Below are 19,163 nucleotides of genomic sequence, written 5' to 3' on the forward strand. Positions count from 1 at the left end.
AGGGTCGCCCTATGCGTGCATATACTCTGGCATGGGGGATTGTGATATGGGAGAGGTCATGACAGAGACAGAACAGATTATCCGATTAGATCGTGTTATACACGAGTATGTAGACGTAGAAGGAAAACCCCAAATTGCATTAAATCAAATTAACCTATCAGTCACAAAAGGCGAGTTTGTTGCGATTATCGGTGCAAACGGATCGGGTAAATCCACCCTTGCCAAGCATCTCAATGCTTTGCTGCTGCCAACAAGCGGAGTTTGTCAAATTTGTGGCATGGATACAAGTAATCCGGAGCTTCTCTGGAACATCCGTCAATCAGTTGGCATGGTATTTCAAAACCCAGACAACCAAATTGTAGCTGCAATTGTTGAAGAGGATGTAGCCTTTGGACCTGAGAATTTAGGCATTGAGGCACTTGAAATTCGCCGAAGGGTCGATGATGCGTTGCATTCAGTGGGGATGTTCGAATATGCCTCGCATGCTCCGCATCTGTTATCAGGCGGTCAAAAACAACGCATCGCTATTGCGGGAGTGCTGGCTATGCGTCCTAAATGTCTGGTACTTGATGAACCAACGGCAATGCTTGATCCAACAGGTCGTAGCGAGGTTCTTGCAACAGCTCATCGCTTGAATAAAGAAGAAGGCATCACCGTTGTCTATATTACGCATTTTATGGATGAAGCAGTAACTGCTGACCGGGTGATCGTGATGGAAAACGGTTCGGTGCTGGAACAGGGCCCTCCAGAACAGATCTTTTCTCAAGTTGAACGGTTAAAACAGATAGGCCTTGATGCGCCGATTGCTGCGGAAATAAGCCACCGATTACGCAGCCGTGGTTTGAAAATAACAGGCAAGGTCATCACAGATGAGGAACTGGTGACATCGCTATGTCGATAAAATTAGATAATGTTTCCTATACCTATATGCAGGGAACGCCATATCAGAAGACTGCTATTAGAGAAATAACGCTAGAAATTCAGCAAAGAGAGTTTGTCGGCGTGATTGGACATACCGGGTCTGGTAAGTCAACGTTGATTCAACATCTCAATGGTTTGTTGCAACCTACCCTAGGGGAAGTGTTGGTCGACGGAGTCAATCTCCACACCAAGTCTGCTGAGTCTAAGAGCGCAAGGCGTAAGGTTGGCATGGTCTTTCAATACCCGGAACAGCAACTATTTGAAGAGACGGTGTTTGATGACATTGCCTTTGGACCGCGGAATCTTAAACTGGATGCCGATACAGTAGAGGCTCGCGTCAGGCGGGCTATGGATTTTGTCGGTCTTGACTTTGATGCATTTTCCCGCCGCTCTCCTTTTCGGTTAAGCGGTGGTCAGATGCGTCGCGTAGCGATTGCAGGTGTGATTGCACTCGAACCAACCTATCTTGTCCTTGATGAACCATCTGCCGGACTTGATCCTAGGGGACGAGACGAGATATTTGGACAGATATTAAATCTTTATCATACTTCTAACATCACAGTAATCTTGGTATCACACAACATGGAAGACATAGCGCGCATGGCCAATCGTCTGTTGGTCATGCATGACGGGATCATTAGTCTTGACGGACGGCCTGAGACAATCTTTGGCGGTAGCATTGACCGCTTGCGAGCAGCTGGCGTAGATGTGCCTAGTGTGACTACCTTGCTGCGCAAATTAAAGACTGCTGGCCTTCCCGTACTCGGCGAAGCGCTAACCCCCGAGCTGGCAACAGAAGAGATTCTGGCGGCGATGGGAGGCAAGTACAGTGCTTAGTGGCATTACGTTAGGACAATATTTTCCTGGGGCGTCATTTATTCATCAGCTAGATCCTCGAACTAAAATTCTGGGCACAGTGCTGTTTATTAGCAGTATATTTTTGGCTGAGACATATCTCGCTTATGGCGTGCTAGTGCTGTTTTCTATTTTAGTTGTTGGCATATCCCGCATACCGGCTAGGCTGGTTTTTAAATCCATAAAACCACTATGGCTGATACTGTTGATTACCTTTCTCATTCATCTGCTGACTACACCAGGCGCCATTGTATTGGCTGCTGGCCCATTTGCAATCACTGACACAGGACTGCGGCAAGGGATACTCATGTCGCTGAGATTGGTGTTGCTGATCGTGATTTCCTCATTATTAACCTTTACCACTTCGCCTATTGTATTGACTGACGGAATTGAAAGGCTGCTGAATCCGTTTAAACGGATTGGCGTACCAGCCCATGAACTGGCAATGATGATGACAATTGCCCTGCGCTTTATTCCTACCTTAATTGAGGAGACAGACCGTATCATGAAGGCACAGATCGCTCGCGGTGCTGAGTTTTCTTCTGGTTCATTGCTTAAGCGGGCGCAGAATATGATCCCCTTGTTGGTCCCCTTGTTTATCAGCGCGTTTCGACGGGCTGATGAATTGGCGACAGCCATGGAGGCGCGATGCTATCGCGGTGGTGACAACCGGACACGGATGAAGGAATTACGGCTGGCGCTACGCGATGGAGTAGCAATGGCAGCGATTATCGGCCTAATTGTTACTTTGGTTTGGTTAAAATAATGTGTGAGAGAAATATTTGTTTAACTGTCGCTTATGATGGCACAGCCTACCATGGCTTTCAAAGGCAGGCGAATGCGCTGAGTATTCAGCAGGTTCTCGAAGACCGGCTAGGATCGCTTTTTGGGCATACCCTTAAAATTGCTGGTGCAGCGCGAACAGACACCGGTGTGCACGCTCATGGGCAGGTTGTCACGTTTAAGACTACCGGCTCCATACCTGTCTCACGCATACCCTTTGCCGCTCAGGGAGTACTACCGACCGATATCGTCATCCGCAAAGCCGCTGTGGTGCCAGCTGAATTTCATGCCCGCATATCAGCAAAAAGCAAGATCTACTATTATCGCATATACAATAACCACTTAGCTGATCCGCTCCTAATACGATACGCCTGGCACATTCGGCGGAAGTTGGATATTGAGCGAATGAGTCAATCGCTTAAGCATATAATTGGCAAGCATGACTTTTCTGCCTTTCGTGCTACAGGTGGAGCGACGGTCAATCCTGTCAGAGAAATGCTGCATGCAGAATGCCGGCAGGACGGAGATGTGATTGAGTGCTTGTTTCATGGAACCGGTTTTTTGTATCATATGGTTCGAAATTTGGTTGGGACGTTAGTTAATATCGGGATTCACAAGCTGGACGCAGACGCCATGTTTCATATCCGTGAGTCGCGTGATCGTCACCGAGCTGGGGTAACGGCACCAGCACATGGTCTGTATTTGAAAGAAGTTTATTATGAATCCGGGTTGTTATAGCTTTTTTACTTGACATTGACCAGTCAATTAATTACAATATCCTTATGAGATTTTGCCACGATTCCACTAGCCCCGGAAATCAAGGTGAAAATCTAGACCTAAGCTTACTATATTCGTGCTACTCTTGATTTTCATGCAAGGAGGGATAACTGGATGAGAACGACGTTTATGGCCAATGAATCAAACATAGAACGTAAGTGGTATCTCGTGGACGCCGAAGGCAAAACGCTGGGCAGACTGGCGGTTGAAGTAGCTAAAGTTCTGCGCGGCAAACATAAACCGACTTACACTACACATGTTGACACAGGAGACTATGTCATCATCATTAATGCTGCAAAAGTACAATTAACTGGCAAGAAACTGGTGCAGAAGACGTATTTTAGCCACTCCGGCTATGTTGGCGGCACTACGTTTACTACTGCTGGCAAACTAATGCAAGAGCGCCCGGAAAGAGTCGTTGAGCACGCTATCAAAGGCATGCTGCCGAAAAATAGCCTGGGTCGCGACATGTTCCGTAAATTAAAAGTTTACCGCGGATCTGAGCATCCACATGCTGCACAGCAGCCGGAAAATCTTGAATTGAATATTCGATAACCGGAAAGGAGGAACAGAAATTGGCACAAGTAGTTTATTATGGAACTGGTCGGAGAAAAACTTCGGTTGCCAGAGTTCGTCTGGTTCCGGGAGAAGGCAAGATCGTTGTCAACGACCGTGCACTCGACGATTACTTCGGTTTGAAAACCCTTGAACTGATTGTGAAGCAACCGCTGGCCCTAACAGACACGGTTGGTAAATATGATGTACTCGCCAAAGTTGAAGGCGGCGGTGTATCCGGACAAGCTGGCGCCGTTCGTCACGGGATTTCCCGTGCTTTGCTAAAAGTTGATTTGGAATATCGCCCGTTATTAAAGAAAGCTGGTCTGCTGACCCGCGACCCGCGTGAAAAAGAGCGTCGGAAATACGGCCTCAAAAAAGCGCGTAAAGCTTCACAGTTCTCCAAGCGTTAATAACAAACCAAATCCCTCAGGAATTTTTGAAATTCCTGAGGGATTTTATTTTTCTAGCAGGAAAGTTTGACCTGTTAGTCTAATATAAGTTCTATCTAGGAGTAAACGGAGGAGAATGAGAATGAAGAAGTTTGTTGTATTCACGTTGTTGCTATTGCTAGCAACGACCATGGGAACTGCATTTGCTGCGGTGGGGAACAGCCGCTCCGATACAGCTGCTCTCTATGGAGAGTATCGCATTGTTGTCGATGCAGACAATCAATTGTGGACAAAACTAGATTGGGAACAGTCCGGACACAAATATGCTAAAGAAGCGACCTTGTGGCATCAGTTTTGGCGCAATGAGCAAGGATTCCAGATGGTTGCTGCCTATGAAACCGGTAAACCCGATTCCGTTGTCCAGATTCAACGCTTCACACCGCAGAGTCCATTTAAACTCAGCGAAGTGAAAACGTTATTTCCAGAAATACATAAGTTGCTCATGTCACCAAAGACAGTAATTTTTGCCACTGATCAACAAATTACCAGTCATTTCGTGGAAAGCAAGCCTGAGATCATTCTGGGCGCAGTAATTAAAGAAGCGCCTACAGCAGATCGGCAAGCCTACTACACTCTCGTATCCTTCAACGTTGTTCAGGAGGGCCGTGTAGTCAAACATATTGACCAGATTAACGCTGATACGCTGATTCGTGAATTTGTCATGGAACGCGTTTCCAAAGCTGATGTTGACAATAAACTGCAGGAACGCAGTGGTTGGACCGTCAGCCCAAACCACTTCAAGTAATGAGAAAACTCAAGGCCCCTGGCGGTATTACCGCCAGGGGCCTTGAGTTTTCTCATTACCGGGCTCTAGCTAGGCTCAACGGCTCTGTGCGGGCTTTCTGAGCCGTTGCAGCATCGATGTATCCATTGCGCTGCATGGCAGCTAAGACGACCGCCTGGCGGCGTTTAGCCGCATTCCAGTCAACATAAGGAGAATAGATCGAGGGGGCATTAGGCAGTCCGGCAATTAGAGCAGCTTCTGGTAGAGTGAGTTTATTAGGCGTTTTATTGAAATAGATGACAGACGCTCGTCCAATTCCATAGGCGTTTTCGCCAAAATAAATCGTATTTAGATACATCTCTAGAATTTGCAACTTTGAATAGCGCAGCTCGAGATCCAGGGCCAAAGCAACCTCTTCGAGTTTTCGAGCTAGTGTCCGGTCTGGCGACAAAAATAGATTTTTCACTAATTGCTGGGTGATGGTGCTGCCACCTTCAACCACTTCACCAAATTGTAGATTAACAAGCGATGCCCGGAAAATTGCGCTCAGGTCAATGCCGATATGATTGTGAAATCGGTTGTCTTCAACAGCGATAATGGCTTGCTGCAAAATGAGCGGGATCGAGTCTATATGTACATAGTTCTGTTTGGGAATTCTGGAGTTCACGGCAGTCTTTAAAGCTGCAACACGCAATACGCGCTCGCTGACGCTTGGTTCATCCGAGTGGATGGCGAATGTGCGTTCAAGGCGTGATTGGAGCAACCGTGGCGCGTCTCCAGCCCACCAGAAGGAAGCAGCAAAAATGAGACCGAGGATAATGACAAATTTAAGACGCATAAGCCCCTCCCATGGATGTTCTTCTATATATTGTAGCGTAATTGTGGTGGTTTGGCTATATGGGCAGTACATAGAGAAAGCCGCAGTCGCATAGTATTAGCAAGAGCGCGCTGAAAAAGCCGCGAAGTGATAGGGGGACGTGTATGCGAATTCTTTTGCTGAAGCATAAAAACGTTAAATTGATTTTCTTCTGCAGTATATTTGCCATTGTTACTCACGTCTTTTCGTCATACTATCCCACTCTGACAAAGGGGAGTATTAATGACGCCGATTTATCTGCATTGAAGGGAGTATGCATTGCGATTGATCCAGGGCATGGTGGCATTGATGACGGAGCATCGCGTAATAATGTGATCGAGAAAGACTTGAATTTAACCATTTCATTGAAATTGGCTGATGTCCTGAATGCGGCTGGCGCTAACGTTGTATTGACAAGAGACAATGATGTCGATTATTATACGAAAGGCAAAGGCGGCAAACGTAATGATTTGCTGAAACGAGTGGAGATCATTCAGAATGCGAATCCCCGTTTATATGTCAGCATTCACGCTAATGCAATCGCCGGTTCTAAGTGGTCAGGGTCTCAGGTATTCTTTAGCCCTCATGTTGCGGAAAATAGACTATTAGCTGAAACTGTCCAAGAAGCCCTGCGCAATTTCCCCCCCGGAAACCGGCGCCAGGCGAAGCAGGATTTGGATATTTTGGTGTTGAATCGAATAGGTATCCCAGGTATACTGATCGAAACAGGCTATATCAGTAATACAAATGAGGCGGCTAAGCTGGTCAACCCTCAATATCAACAGGAAATGGTTGATTTGATCGCCAGAGCTCTAGCGTATCATTTGAGTAATAATATGGGAAGATAATCAGACAAAGGCCAAAGGAGTGGATGTATTTGAAGAGTCTGGTTGGTTGCGCGCTTATGCCGCACCCTCCGATAATGGTGCCAGAAGTCGGCGGGTGTGATACTAAACGCATTTGTTCCACCGTGCGGGCTGCAGAGCAGGTTGCGCAAACTCTCGTTGAGCGCGGCTCTGAGACCGTCATTTTAATAACTCCGCATGGCCCCGTTTTCGAGGACGCTGTTAGCATCAGTGTCTATCCGCGCTTACGAGGCAGTTTGGCAGCATTCGGCGCGCCGGATGTTTCTGTAGCCTTTGAGACGGACGGGCTGTTGGTGCGGCATATCGTTCGCAGGGCCGAACGCCTAGGCATTAATTATATTGAACTGACCGATGATGTGGCGAAAAGTCGTCGTCTGCCGCTAGAACTGGACCACGGCGCTGTCGTACCGCTCTATTTCCTGCACAAAGCGGGTTTTAAGGGGCAATTAGTTCATCTTTCGATTGGTATGTTGCCTTATGAAGAAATGTATACGTTTGGTAAGGCTGTACAAGGGGCTCTCGGAATGCTAGATCGAAGAACAGCGGTAATTGCTTCTGGCGACTTATCGCATAGGCTAGTACCAGACGCACCGGCGGGGTATAGCCCAAGCGCGGCTGAATTTGACAGACAGGTAATGGATGCTGTTGCCAATATGAACGTTAAAGCATTATTGACAATGGATAAGAACTTAATTGAAGAGGCCGGAGAATGCGGGTTGCGCTCCATTTTTTTTCTGTTTGGCGTTCTTGGTGGCCTGGAGGCGCAAGCCAATGTCCTCTCCTATGAAGGACCATTCGGTGTAGGCTATGGTGTTGCTTTACTTACCCCCCTGCAGGCAAAGGAGAAGTCTAAGACAAGGGCGGCGCGTCATGGATAGTTCAGCAGTAAAATTGGCTAGGCAAAGTATAGACCACTTTCTAAACTACGGCACGCAATTGCCGACACCGAGCAACATTCCTGCTGAACTCTGCGGTCAGGCAGGGGTATTTGTATCCTTAAAGAAAGACGGCGAATTGCGTGGCTGTATTGGAACATTTGCGCCAACCCGTGAGTCTATTGCGGCTGAGATTATTGCAAATGCAATCAGCGCTGGAACGGAAGACCCGCGGTTTTGGCCAGTGACTACAGACGAACTGCCTGACTTGACAGTATCTGTAGATATCCTTTCGGCCCCTGAAAGGGTAGAAAGCTTGGCAGTACTTGATCCAAAGCGCTATGGAGTTATTGTAAAGCGAGGACGCCGCAGTGGCCTCTTGTTACCTGATCTTGACGGGGTCGACACAGTTGAAGAACAGATTTCCATCGCCATGAATAAAGCGGGAATTGATCCGCACGAAGAGATCGAGTTATACCGATTCTCGGTTACTCGTCATACCTGATATGAAAGCTGCAGAATACTTCAGCATAGAAGGCGACGGTGTGCGCTGCTGTTTATGTCCGCACAACTGTCTGATCAGATCGGATAAAACAGGCTTCTGCCGGACGCGTGTCAATCGTAATGGCAGTCTATATATCACAAACTATGGAGCATGCACTGCATCGGCTATTGATCCGATTGAAAAGAAACCGCTTTATCACTTCTATCCTGGCGCAGATATCTTATCGCTTGGGTCATGGGGCTGTAACTTCAACTGCCGCTTTTGTCAGAATTGGCACCTTACGCAAACAAATGTAGAGCCCACGGATCTCTCGCCCCAAGAGTCTGTGAATTTAGCCATATCTGCAGGGAAAACCAATATTGGTATCGCTTACACCTACTCTGAACCCGGAGTCTGGTTTGAGTACGTTCGCGATGCAGCGATTGTCGCTAGAAGCGCCGGATTGGCAAATGTCGTAGTCACAAATGGTTACATTAATCCCAAACCTCTAGCCGAGTTGCTAACATGCACTGATGCCATGAATATTGATGTTAAGGCTTTTACTGAGGATTTTTATAAAACCGTCTGTTCTGGTGAACTGCACCAAGTGATGAGCACAGTCGAGTCTGCCGTCCAAGCCTGCCATGTTGAAGTCACTACCTTGGTGATTCCAGGGATGAATGACTCAATGAATGAAATTAGCGCTCTGGCCAAATGGCTGGCAACACTCAGCCCAGACATCCCCTTGCATCTTTCACGTTATTTTCCAAACTATCAAATGAACCTACCGGCAACGCCGCTTACCACCTTGCAGCAGGCCTGGCAAACAGCGCGAGAATATCTCCACTATGTCTACATAGGAAATATTGGCCCAACTGGCACCAATACCGATTGTCCGGGGTGTGGTGCTTTGTTAATTGAGCGGTGCCAACGAAAGAGCTGGTTAACTAAGGACAAGCTATGTCCGGAATGCGGACAACGGATACCGATTATTGGCCAGATTATGTACTAATATAATTAAGTATACAAAATCCTAAAAAATATATTGCATTTTTATGCATTGATGACGTATAATTATTACAGTGATAGAGGGGGAAGGCTATATGAAAATCAGCATTTGTGGTGCAACAGGCTATACCGGAGAAGAACTATTGCGAATTTTAGCTAGTCATCCGCAGGCAGAAGTTGTTCATATCACATCCGAGAATCAAACAGGCGCCGACATTAACAGCGTTTATCCGCATTTTGGCCACATTTATCATCAGACGCTGACAAGCATGGAACAGCTTGATGTCGTAGCTAAGGATAGTGATGTTGTCTTTATAGCCTTACCGCATGGGCATGCAATGGATGCGGTAAAAACGATCACTGGACATGGGAAAAAGGTCATCGATCTAGGGGCTGATTATCGGTTTGCCGATACATCGGTATATGAAAAGTGGTATAAAGTACCCCATACCCATAAAGACGCTAACGCAGTTTACGGTTTGACCGAATTATTTCGAGAAAAAGTCAAACATGCAAAAATTCTTGCCAATCCAGGCTGTTATACCACTGCCAGCATTTTGGCGCTGACGCCGCTCGTTAAAAACGGATTGGTGGCTACAGACAGTATTATTGTTGATGCTAAGTCTGGCATCTCAGGCGCAGGCAGAGGCTTGAATCAAACGTATCACTATGCAGAAGCGACAGAAAATCTAAAAGCCTATAATATTGGCGGACATCGCCATACGCCAGAAATAGAGCAAGCGCTTTCTGAGTTCGCGTCTAATGAGGTGGTTATTAACTTTACTCCCCACCTGATTCCGATGGTCCGGGGAATCTTAGCAACTTGTTATGCAAATCTCAAACCAGGGGTCAGCGCTGAACAAGTGGACGACGCGTTTGTTTCCCATTATGATAGCGAATACTTTATCCGACTGCTTGGCAGAGGCGGATATCCTGCAACAAAAAATACACGAGGTTCGAATTTCTGCGATATCGGCTGGCATGTTGACAAACGCACCGGTCGCGTAATCGTAGTTAGCGCCCTTGATAACTTAGTAAAAGGGGCTGCCGGTCAAGCTGTGCAGAACATGAATGTCATGTTTGGAATGGATGAACTCACTGGTTTGACGCAAGTCCCGCTGTATTTGTAATAACTTGAGTGGAGAGTGAAGACTGATGAAAAAGATCGAGGGCGGCATTACGGCACCTCAGGGCTTTGTGGCCGCAGGCGTAAAGTCTGGCATTAAGAAGAGCGGCAAGGAAGACGTTGCACTGATTGTTAGTCAAGTTCCTGCAGCTGCGGCAGCTGTATTTACACAAAATAAAATGGCGGCAGCGCCTGTACTTATTTCCCGGGAAAACGCAGCCAAAGGAAAACTTCGCGCTATTGTGGTAAATTCCGGCTGCGCCAATGCCTGCACTGGTGAACGAGGGCTGATTGACGCTCGTTTGATGGTGACTACAACCGCAAATTTGCTGGGGATAGCAGAAGATGAAGTGCTGGTTTCGTCAACTGGCGTTATTGGTGTTACTTTGCCAATGGATAAAGTGCTGCCAGGCATTGAAGCTGCTGCGGCCGGTTTGTCAGTTAACGGTCATGAACAGGCATTGCACGCCATTATGACAACAGATACATTTCCCAAGGTTTGCGCCTATGAACTGACATTAGGTGACACCACAGTAAAAATAGGCGGCGTTGCAAAAGGCGCTGGCATGATTCATCCGAATATGGCGACTATGCTTTCGTATGTCACAACAGATGCAGCAATAACAGCTCCGGTTCTGCAACAGGCGCTCAATGCTGCTGTAAACAAATCCTTCAACATGATTACGATTGACGGCGACACCAGCACAAATGATACCCTGGCTGTATTGGCAAACGGGTTGGCTAAGAACTCACTCATCGACAACGTCTCACATCCGGACTACGCAGCCTTCTGTGAGGCGCTGACAAATGTATTAATCGAACTTGCCAAGTTGGTTGTTCGTGACGGCGAAGGGGCGACAAAGTTCTTAGAGGTCAACGTCAGCGGCGCTGCCAGTCAAGAGGATGCAAAAACTGCCGCCATGGCTGTTGCCAAATCACCGCTTGTAAAGACGGCGTTCTTTGGTGAAGACCCGAACTGGGGCAGAATTCTTTGCGCTGTCGGCTACTCTGGCGCGCAAGCAGACCCTGCGAGAACATCATTACGCATCGGCGGCATTCCGGTTGTGTCCGCCGGACTAGGCGTCAAACCTGATCTGGAGGCGTTACGGACGGCGATGTCGGCAAGCGATATTGTTGTTGAAATTGAACTCGGCATTGGCGATTATGCCGCCACTGTCTGGACTTGTGATTTTTCATACGATTATGTAAAAATTAACGCCGAGTACCATACCTGAGTGTTGGAAGAGAAGGGAGAGTTACAAACGATGAGTATCAGCAACATGGAAAAGGTGGCAGTATTGACTGAAGCTTTGCCATATATGCAAGAGTTTTTTGGCAAGACCATTGTCATCAAGTATGGCGGCAATGCGATGATTAATGCCGAACTAAAACAGAAAGTTGTTCAGGACATTATCTTCATGAAGTACGCAGGCATGAAGCCAGTCGTGGTTCATGGCGGCGGGCCAGAAATCACCGCTGCGTTAAAACAGATGGGAAAACAGTCATCATTTGTCGGCGGACTGCGCGTTACTGATGCCGAGACCATGGAAGTGGCTGAGATGGTGTTAGCCGGGAAAATCAACACGGAAATCGTTAATCTGCTCAATCGCTCAGGCGTCAAAGCAGTTGGTTTAAATGGTAAAGATGCTAATCTTACGTTAGCCAAGAAACATTTAGCGCAAGTAGTTGAGAACAGTCAATTAAAAGAAGTCGATATCGGCTTTGTCGGCGATGTGGAACGCATTAACCCCGAAATTATCAATATGTTATTAGACAATGACTACATACCGGTCATCGCTCCCACCGGAGTTGACGCAGTTGGAAATAGCTACAATATTAATGCCGACTATGTTGCCGGGGAGATAGCTGCAGCCCTTGGCGCGGAGAAACTACTGCTTTTGACTGATGTGGAAGGCCTGTATCGCGATTTCAAGAACAGGGCAGGCTTTGTTTCTACACTGACTTTCGCTGAAGCAACCACGATGATTGCGAAGGGTTTACTCGACGGTGGCATGATTCCTAAGATCGAGTCGTGCGTCCGAGCCTTGGCTGGCGGCGCGGCAAAAGCCCATATCATCGACGGCCGCTTGCCGCATTCACTGCTGTTAGAGGTGTTTACTACTGAAGGTATCGGCACTGAAGTGGTAAAAAAAGGAAGTGAGACGTTGTGAGCAAAGAGCAAATCATCTCGCAGGATCAATCCCACTATATGAAGGTATTTGGCCGCTATCCTGTCGTTTTGTCCCATGGTGACGGGCCTTACGTATATGACGTAGAGGGAAAGAAATATATCGACTTTCTGGCAGGGATCGCTGTCAATGTGTTAGGTCATGCTCATCCTCAACTCGTGGCTGCTATATCCGAACAAGCCGCCAAGTTGATTCATTGCTCTAACCTGTATTACACCGCTCCCCAGGCAAACCTGGCTAACAAGCTGAGCGAAGTCAGCGGCCTTGAACGTATCTTCTTAGCCAATAGCGGTGCCGAAGCCAACGAAGGTGCTATGAAACTGGCAAGAAAATACGCCAAAACGATCAGCCAAGATAAGGTAAACATCATCACAGCCGAGAATTCATTCCATGGTCGCACCCTGGCGACCTTGACGGCAACCGCGCAGCCGAAATACCAAAAAGGCTATGAACCTTTGCCTCAAGGTTTCTCTTATGTTCCTTATAATGATATCGCCGCTCTGGCAGCAGCGATGAATGAACAAACTGCGGCCGTCATGCTAGAACCAATTCAAGGTGAGGGCGGCATTCAGGTTCCTGATGCCACCTATTTAGAGCAAGTGCGTGCACTTTGCGATCAGCATGGTGCGTTACTCATTTTTGATGAGATTCAAACTGGAATGGGGCGCACCGGAAAAATGTTCGCCTTCCAACATTCAACCATTAAACCAGACATTGTTACCTTAGCGAAGGGACTGGGCGGCGGCGTGCCAATCGGCGCCGTGCTGGCTAGCGAGAAGGTCGCTGGTGCGTTTGGGCCTGGCGATCACGGCTCTACCTTTGGCGGCAATCCGCTTGCCGCGGCGGCGGGGAATGCTGTGCTAGCTGTGATTGAACAGGAGAAGCTGTTAGCTAATGCTGAAGCTATCGGTCAGTATATGATCGGCGAACTGAACAAACTGAAAGCGAAATATCCGGCCTTGGTGAAGGATGTGCGCGGTAAAGGCCTGATGATCGGCATGCAACTGTATGTTCCTGGTGGCAATTTTGTTACGGCAGCCATGCAGCAAGGAGCTCTCATCAACTGCACAGCTGGCGATGTATTACGATTTGTACCGCCACTAATTATTACCCGTACCCATGTAGATGAACTGATCGCGATTTTGGATAAAGTGTTAGCGGCGTAATGAATCGAGAGGGAGAGTGAAGAAAATGAGTTTGCGCGGTAAGGACCTACTGTCAGTGCATGATTTATCGCTTGCAGATATTGAGGATATTTTTGCCCTGGCCAAACAACTAAAAACTGAACGCAAACAAGGTATAGAGCATCATCTGCTTAAAGGCAAAACTCTGGGGATGATCTTCCAAAAGTCCTCGACCCGGACGAGAGTATCCTTCGAAGTGGGCATGTGGCAGCTTGGCGGCATGGCGTTATTTCTCAATTCCAATGATCTGCAAATTGGCCGTGGTGAGCCGGTAAAAGATACGGCGCGTGTTCTGGCGCGTTATCTTGACGGCATTATGATTCGCACCTATTCGCATGCTGAGGTAAAAGAATTGGCTGAGTATGCGAATATACCTGTTATCAACGGTTTAACCGATTTGATGCACCCTTGCCAGGCATTAACCGATCTGTATACAGTGCTCGAATGCAAGGGTGAGCTGAAAGGACGAAAGATGGCGTATATCGGCGACGGCAACAACATGGCGAACTCGCTGCTGCATACCTGTGCGAAAGTCGGCATGCATATCTCGGTCGCCACGCCGCACGAATATAAAGTCAATGAAGACATCGTCAAGGAAGCTAAGGCAGATGCAGCACAGTCCGGATCAGTCATTGAATTGGTTAATGATCCGTATCTTGCGGTTAAGGATGCTGATGTAATCTATACTGACGTTTGGGCAAGCATGGGTGAGAAAAGTAAGTGGCAAGTGCGTTGGCAGGCTCTCGCTCGCTTCCAGGTGAATAGTGAATTGGTTTCTGCCGCGAAATCTGATGCTGTGGTTATGCATTGTTTGCCGGCGCATCGTGATGAAGAAATCACCGCAGAGGTGATGGAATCTGCCCAGTCGATTGTCTTTGATCAGGCGGAGAATCGTCTGCATGTACAAAAAGCTATTATGGCCCTGTTAATGGGCGCTTAATCAGATACATTTATTAAACAATGAGGAGGAAGTAAAAAATGAATGATATTAAAAAGGTTGTACTCGCTTATTCCGGTGGTCTCGATACATCAGTTATCATCCCCTGGCTGAAAGAAAACTATCATTGCGAAGTTATCGCCATGTGCGCTGATGTCGGACAGGGTGATGAATTAAATCCTGTTCGCGAGAAAGCGCTCAAATCAGGCGCCAGCAAGGTCTATATCGAAGATCTTACAAAACCGTTTATTGAAGATTTTATTTGGCCGGTACTGAAAGCTGGAGCTGTTTATGAAGGCAAGTATCTGCTCGGAACCTCCTTTGCCCGCCCGATCATTGCCAAGGCATTAGTCGATATTGCAGAAAAAGAACAAGCTGACGCTATTTGTCATGGCGCCACCGGCAAAGGTAATGACCAAGTCCGGTTTGAATTAACAGTCAAGGCACTTGCACCACATTTGAAAATCATCGCTCCTTGGCGCCTCTGGGATATTCGTTCCCGCGAAGACGCGATTGACTATGCGGAAAAACACAATATTCCCATTCCGGTAACCAAGAAGCGTCCTTACAGCATGGACCGCAATATCTGGCATCTCAGTCACGAAGGCGCAGATCTCGAAGACCCCTGGAATGAGCCGAAAGACGATGTTTTCATGGTTACCTCGACGCCTGAACAAGCACCTGACAAGGCAACATATATCGAAGTTAGCTTTGAAAAAGGCATCCCTGTAGCGGTAGACGGTGAAAAGCTCGGCGCAGTTGCATTGCTTGAAAAACTTAATGCAGTTGGCGCAGCCAATGGCATCGGCATTGCTGATATTGTAGAGAACCGTCTGGTTGGCATGAAATCACGCGGTGTTTATGAAACACCTGGTGGCGCGATTCTGTTCTACGCGCATCGCGAGTTGGAGTATTTGACGCTAGACCGCGCGACTATGCACTATAAAGAGCAAGTTGCTGTCCGCTATGGTGAGTTGGTCTATGATGGAATGTGGTATTCACCATTGAAAGAAGCAATTGACGCATTTGTTGATTCGACACAGGCTACAGTCACCGGTACAGTGCGCATGAAGCTGTACAAAGGCAACATCATCAGCGCTGGCGCGAAATCCCCCTATTCACTCTACCATGAAGGGTTTGTCACCTTTGGTCGCGACGAAGTCTATAATCAGCAGGATGCTGAAGGCTTTATCAATCTGTTTGGTTTGCCCTTGAAAATCAGGGCGCTGATGCAGAAAGAGGCTAAGAAGAATGGCTAAACTTTGGGGTGGCAGATTTGCCAAGAATACAGACGCAATGGTGGAGGAGTTCACCTCCTCCATTGCCTTTGATCAACGCATGTATCGCGAAGACATTGCGGGCAGTATTGCCCATGCCCGCATGTTGGCTAAATGCGGCATAATTGAAACAGAGGAAGCGGAAACGATTATCACTGGGCTTTCAGGCATTCTTGCAGATATTGAAGCTGGAAACTTTTCGTTTGAAGTCTCGCTTGAAGATATTCACATGAATATCGAGAAGCGCCTGACTGAACGTATCGGGCCAGTCGGCGGCAAGCTGCACACTGCCCGCAGCCGCAATGACCAAGTTGCTCTAGACACCCATATGTATTTAAAGCGGGAGATCGCTGATATCGCAGAACGACTGGTTGATCTGCAACAGTCTATTCTTGAAACCGCGGAAAAACATAAAACGATCATTATGCCCGGTTACACGCATTTGCAGAGAGCGCAGCCGATCCTGTTTTCTCACCATCTGATGGCATATTTCTTTATGTTGGCGCGGGACTTCTCACGCTTAGGCGGAGTATGGGAACGGACAGACATTATGCCGCTTGGTGCTGGGGCGCTAGCTGGCACGACGTTCCCCATCGATCGTTTCTTTGTTGCCGAACAGCTCGGTTTTAACAAGGTCTATGAAAATAGTTTGGACGCAGTTAGTGACCGGGATTATGTCCTGGAGTTTCTATCTTTTGCGTCGATTCTGATGATGCATCTGAGCCGGTTGAGTGAGGAGATTATTCTTTGGTCAACGGCAGAGTTTTCGTTTATTGAACTTGACGATGCTCACTGCACAGGTTCTAGCATCATGCCGCAGAAGAAAAATCCTGATGTCTCAGAATTAGTGCGCGGCAAAAGTGGACGAGTGTTTGGTCATTTGATGGCTATGCTGACCATTGCCAAAGGGCTGCCGCTCGCCTATAACAAAGACTTCCAAGAAGACAAAGAAGGCTTGTTTGATACGATTGACACAGTGAAGTTTAGTATTACCGTCTATGCGGCTATGATAAAAGCCATGCGAATTAACGGCAATCGCATGGAACAAACGCTAACTCAAGACTTTTCAAATGCGACCGATATGGCTGATTATCTAGTGAAAAAAGGCCTGCCGTTTCGCCAGGCTCATGAAGTGGTCGGGAAAAGCGTCCGTTACTGTATCGAAAACGGCAAGTTCTTAATGGATTTATCCTTAGAAGAGTTTCGCCAGTTCTCGCCTCTATTTGCAGAAGACATTCAAGATGCCATACGAGTTGAAACCTGCGTTGCTAACCGGAACTCCTTCGGCGGTACGTCTTACCAACAGGTGGAGCTGGCAATCAAGTCTGCTCAGCAAACGGTAATTTCCGAGCGAGAAAAAGCGAAGATGTTTACTGCTTCGAAATAGCTTGTGATCATGAACGGACACGAGTAACCCAATCACTGATACGCTGCAAATCATTGAGATGATTGCAAAATTAACGTTTATTAAATAAACCGTTAACAACTTGAACATCAGAGCTGACCAGTGGTTTTTCTTTCTGATTGTATCTAAATAGTTCGCCTCTAACGGCGTAAAAATTGGCATGGTACACCCGTGCCAATTTTTATTTTGTTTGCGGAAACATTTAAAATGTCATGGCACTTGACAAGGATTTTGGCACATAAAAGTAGAAAATAAATAGTTAACTGCTTGGGGATAATAAAACAACGCAAATAGTAATCTGATGTGTGCACTGTATGAAGTAAAATCTGTTACAGACGGACCTTCTATAACTTCTGCTTGCCGATGAAAACAAGAGATGGGCGAGAAGCAATGCCCGCTCGAAAACTCGGGAATGCTGATAGAAAGCATGAAATGATCTGATCCTTTTGCTGTCATATACTATCATTTTCAAGTGGTATGATAAATAAAAATAAGCATATAATTTATTTAAGGAGAGGTAAATGAATATGACTAAGTTAGCAAATATTGATTGGGGTAATTTAGGGTTTAGCTACATTAAAACAGACTTTCGTTATGTTTCTAATTGGAAAGATGGCAAGTGGGATGAAGGCAAACTGGTAACTGATAATAAACTGACAATCAGCGAGGGGTCGACAGCGTTACACTATGGTCAGCAATGTTTCGAAGGATTGAAAGCCTACAGAACAAAAAATGGCGATATCCAACTTTTCCGTCCTTATGAAAATGCCAAACGGATCAATAACAGCGCTCAGCGTCTGCTAATGCCGGAAATTCCCGAAGAAAAGTTTATCGATGCCATTTTACAAGTGGTACGGGCGAATGAAGCCTATGTTCCTCCTTACGGTACTGGCGGGACTCTTTATATCAGACCGCTTCTGATCGGAGTGGGAGATAATATTGGTGTCGGTCCAGCTTCTGAATATTTGTTCTGCGTTTTCTGCATTCCCGTAGGTCCTTACTATAAAGGGGGCATGAAGCCTGTCAATTATACTGTTTCCGATTATGATCGCGCAGCTCCCTATGGAACAGGCATGGCCAAAGTAGGTGGCAACTATGCAGCCAGCCTCTACTCCCATGAGTTGGCGAGAAAAAGCGGCTTTGCTGATTGCATTTATCTTGATCCAACAACACATACAAAAATTGAAGAAGTTGGCGCAGCTAATTTCTTCGGTATCACGAAAGATGATGAATTTGTCACGCCGCAATCTCCTTCGATTTTGCCCAGCATCACGAAGTATTCGCTTCTATATCTAGCCAAAGAGTTTTTACACTTAAAAGTGGCAGAGCGGGACGTCTTGATCGATAATCTCGATGAATTTAAAGAAGCGGGTGCTTGCGGAACTGCGGCTGTTATTACGCCGATTGGTGGTATTCAATACAAAGATAAGCTCCACGTCTTCCATAGCGAAACAGAAGTGGGACCGGTTACTCAAAAGCTATACGATACTCTTTGCGGTATTCAATTCGGTGATTTGGAAGCACCAGGTGGATGGATTCTTAAGGTTTAATGGCTTTGTGACGGCCCAAGAGGTGATTTGTCCTTCAGGGGAAGCAGTATAAAAAATGTGAACGTAGCCTTTAGAACAACCTTATATCTGCTGAATAAAACAAGAAGCAAATAGACATCTTCAAAAGGTCATTTGAGATTTTCTGTATTGAGAGAGATTGCTTCACTTCGTTCGTAATGACACTTCTCGTGTCACTGCGAGCGAAGCGTGGCAGTCTTCTTTTTGTTAAGATGCAACAAGATTTTTATTCGAGCGTTCGTGCAAACCAGGTCGCTCCTTGAGGCAAGCTTATTTAAAACTTTTTTTCATCATTGGCATGTCTGTCAAAAGGTTTTCCCT

Annotated in this window: 20 protein-coding genes; 19 read left to right on the forward strand and 1 reads right to left on the reverse strand. The window is 46.8% G+C overall.

All coding sequences use genetic code 11. From position 1 onward, the window contains the following. Positions 1-58: 58 nt before the first annotated feature. From AXX12_RS03000 to AXX12_RS03030, 7 genes are all read left to right on the forward strand, one after another. Positions 59-901 carry an energy-coupling factor transporter ATPase gene (locus AXX12_RS03000; protein WP_156478577.1) on the forward strand — a complete coding sequence of 281 codons (843 nt, stop codon included), beginning with the start codon at positions 59-61 and terminating at the stop codon, positions 899-901. Then, positions 892-1,758: an energy-coupling factor transporter ATPase gene (locus AXX12_RS03005; RefSeq protein ID WP_066237990.1), complete on the forward strand. Its 867-nt coding sequence runs from the start codon at positions 892-894 to the stop codon at positions 1,756-1,758. The genes AXX12_RS03000 and AXX12_RS03005 overlap by 10 nt, the downstream gene beginning before the upstream one ends. Further along, a complete protein-coding gene (locus AXX12_RS03010; protein ID WP_066237993.1) occupies positions 1,751-2,542 on the forward strand; it encodes an energy-coupling factor transporter transmembrane component T family protein in 792 nt (263 codons plus the stop codon). The genes AXX12_RS03005 and AXX12_RS03010 overlap by 8 nt, the downstream gene beginning before the upstream one ends. Next, a complete protein-coding gene (gene truA, locus AXX12_RS03015; protein WP_066237997.1) occupies positions 2,542-3,297 on the forward strand; it encodes a tRNA pseudouridine(38-40) synthase TruA in 756 nt (251 codons plus the stop codon). The genes AXX12_RS03010 and truA overlap by 1 nt, the downstream gene beginning before the upstream one ends. Positions 3,298-3,450: 153 nt before the next feature. Further along, the gene (gene rplM / locus AXX12_RS03020) at positions 3,451-3,891 is read left to right on the forward strand and encodes a 50S ribosomal protein L13 (protein WP_066238000.1); all 441 of its coding nucleotides are present in this window, start codon (positions 3,451-3,453) and stop codon (positions 3,889-3,891) included. A 20-nt stretch (positions 3,892-3,911) separates the two neighbouring features. Next, a complete protein-coding gene (rpsI, locus tag AXX12_RS03025; RefSeq protein ID WP_066238002.1) occupies positions 3,912-4,304 on the forward strand; it encodes a 30S ribosomal protein S9 in 393 nt (130 codons plus the stop codon). A gap of 121 nt (positions 4,305-4,425) precedes the next feature. Continuing rightward, positions 4,426-5,088, forward strand: a complete 663-nt coding sequence (locus AXX12_RS03030; protein ID WP_066238004.1) for a hypothetical protein — start codon at positions 4,426-4,428, stop codon at positions 5,086-5,088. A gap of 55 nt (positions 5,089-5,143) precedes the next feature. Here the strand turns inward: AXX12_RS03030 and AXX12_RS03035 are convergent, their stop codons facing one another. Beyond that, positions 5,144-5,905 carry a transglycosylase domain-containing protein gene (locus tag AXX12_RS03035; protein ID WP_066238008.1) on the reverse strand — a complete coding sequence of 254 codons (762 nt, stop codon included), beginning with the start codon at positions 5,903-5,905 and terminating at the stop codon, positions 5,144-5,146. 143 nt (positions 5,906-6,048) lie between these two features. Here AXX12_RS03035 and AXX12_RS03040 point away from each other — a divergent pair, with 143 nt between their 5' ends. The 12 genes from AXX12_RS03040 to AXX12_RS03095 all read left to right on the forward strand — a co-directional run bounded on the left by AXX12_RS03040 (position 6,049) and on the right by AXX12_RS03095 (position 18,824). After that, a complete protein-coding gene (locus tag AXX12_RS03040; protein WP_066238012.1) occupies positions 6,049-6,771 on the forward strand; it encodes an N-acetylmuramoyl-L-alanine amidase in 723 nt (240 codons plus the stop codon). A 29-nt stretch (positions 6,772-6,800) separates the two neighbouring features. Beyond that, entirely contained in the window at positions 6,801-7,667 is an 867-nt protein-coding gene (gene amrB / locus AXX12_RS03045) for an AmmeMemoRadiSam system protein B (protein WP_066238015.1), read from the forward strand. Continuing rightward, on the forward strand, positions 7,660-8,169 hold the full coding sequence (gene amrA, locus AXX12_RS03050; protein ID WP_066238017.1) for an AmmeMemoRadiSam system protein A: 510 nt from the start codon (positions 7,660-7,662) through the stop codon (positions 8,167-8,169). The genes amrB and amrA overlap by 8 nt, the downstream gene beginning before the upstream one ends. Position 8,170: 1 nt before the next feature. Beyond that, on the forward strand, positions 8,171-9,160 hold the full coding sequence (gene amrS / locus AXX12_RS03055) for an AmmeMemoRadiSam system radical SAM enzyme (RefSeq protein WP_066238021.1): 990 nt from the start codon (positions 8,171-8,173) through the stop codon (positions 9,158-9,160). 91 nt (positions 9,161-9,251) lie between these two features. After that, positions 9,252-10,286 carry an N-acetyl-gamma-glutamyl-phosphate reductase gene (gene argC / locus AXX12_RS03060; protein ID WP_066238024.1) on the forward strand — a complete coding sequence of 345 codons (1,035 nt, stop codon included), beginning with the start codon at positions 9,252-9,254 and terminating at the stop codon, positions 10,284-10,286. Between the two features lie 25 nt (positions 10,287-10,311). Then, positions 10,312-11,517: a bifunctional glutamate N-acetyltransferase/amino-acid acetyltransferase ArgJ gene (argJ, locus tag AXX12_RS03065; RefSeq protein WP_066238028.1), complete on the forward strand. Its 1,206-nt coding sequence runs from the start codon at positions 10,312-10,314 to the stop codon at positions 11,515-11,517. A gap of 30 nt (positions 11,518-11,547) precedes the next feature. Then, the gene (gene argB, locus AXX12_RS03070; RefSeq protein WP_066238033.1) at positions 11,548-12,453 is read left to right on the forward strand and encodes an acetylglutamate kinase; all 906 of its coding nucleotides are present in this window, start codon (positions 11,548-11,550) and stop codon (positions 12,451-12,453) included. Then, entirely contained in the window at positions 12,450-13,637 is a 1,188-nt protein-coding gene (locus tag AXX12_RS03075; protein ID WP_074431327.1) for an acetylornithine transaminase, read from the forward strand. The genes argB and AXX12_RS03075 overlap by 4 nt, the downstream gene beginning before the upstream one ends. A 25-nt stretch (positions 13,638-13,662) precedes the next feature. Next, a complete protein-coding gene (argF, locus tag AXX12_RS03080; protein WP_066238035.1) occupies positions 13,663-14,595 on the forward strand; it encodes an ornithine carbamoyltransferase in 933 nt (310 codons plus the stop codon). A gap of 38 nt (positions 14,596-14,633) precedes the next feature. Further along, entirely contained in the window at positions 14,634-15,851 is a 1,218-nt protein-coding gene (locus AXX12_RS03085; RefSeq protein ID WP_066238038.1) for an argininosuccinate synthase, read from the forward strand. After that, positions 15,844-17,256: an argininosuccinate lyase gene (gene argH / locus AXX12_RS03090; protein WP_066238040.1), complete on the forward strand. Its 1,413-nt coding sequence runs from the start codon at positions 15,844-15,846 to the stop codon at positions 17,254-17,256. Before AXX12_RS03085 ends, argH begins: the two co-directional genes overlap by 8 nt. Positions 17,257-17,801: 545 nt before the next feature. Beyond that, positions 17,802-18,824 carry a branched-chain amino acid aminotransferase gene (locus tag AXX12_RS03095; protein ID WP_066238094.1) on the forward strand — a complete coding sequence of 341 codons (1,023 nt, stop codon included), beginning with the start codon at positions 17,802-17,804 and terminating at the stop codon, positions 18,822-18,824. Positions 18,825-19,163 lie beyond the last annotated feature (339 nt).

The organism is Anaerosporomusa subterranea, assembly GCF_001611555.1.
Lineage (GTDB): Bacteria > Bacillota > Negativicutes > Sporomusales > Acetonemataceae > Anaerosporomusa > Anaerosporomusa subterranea.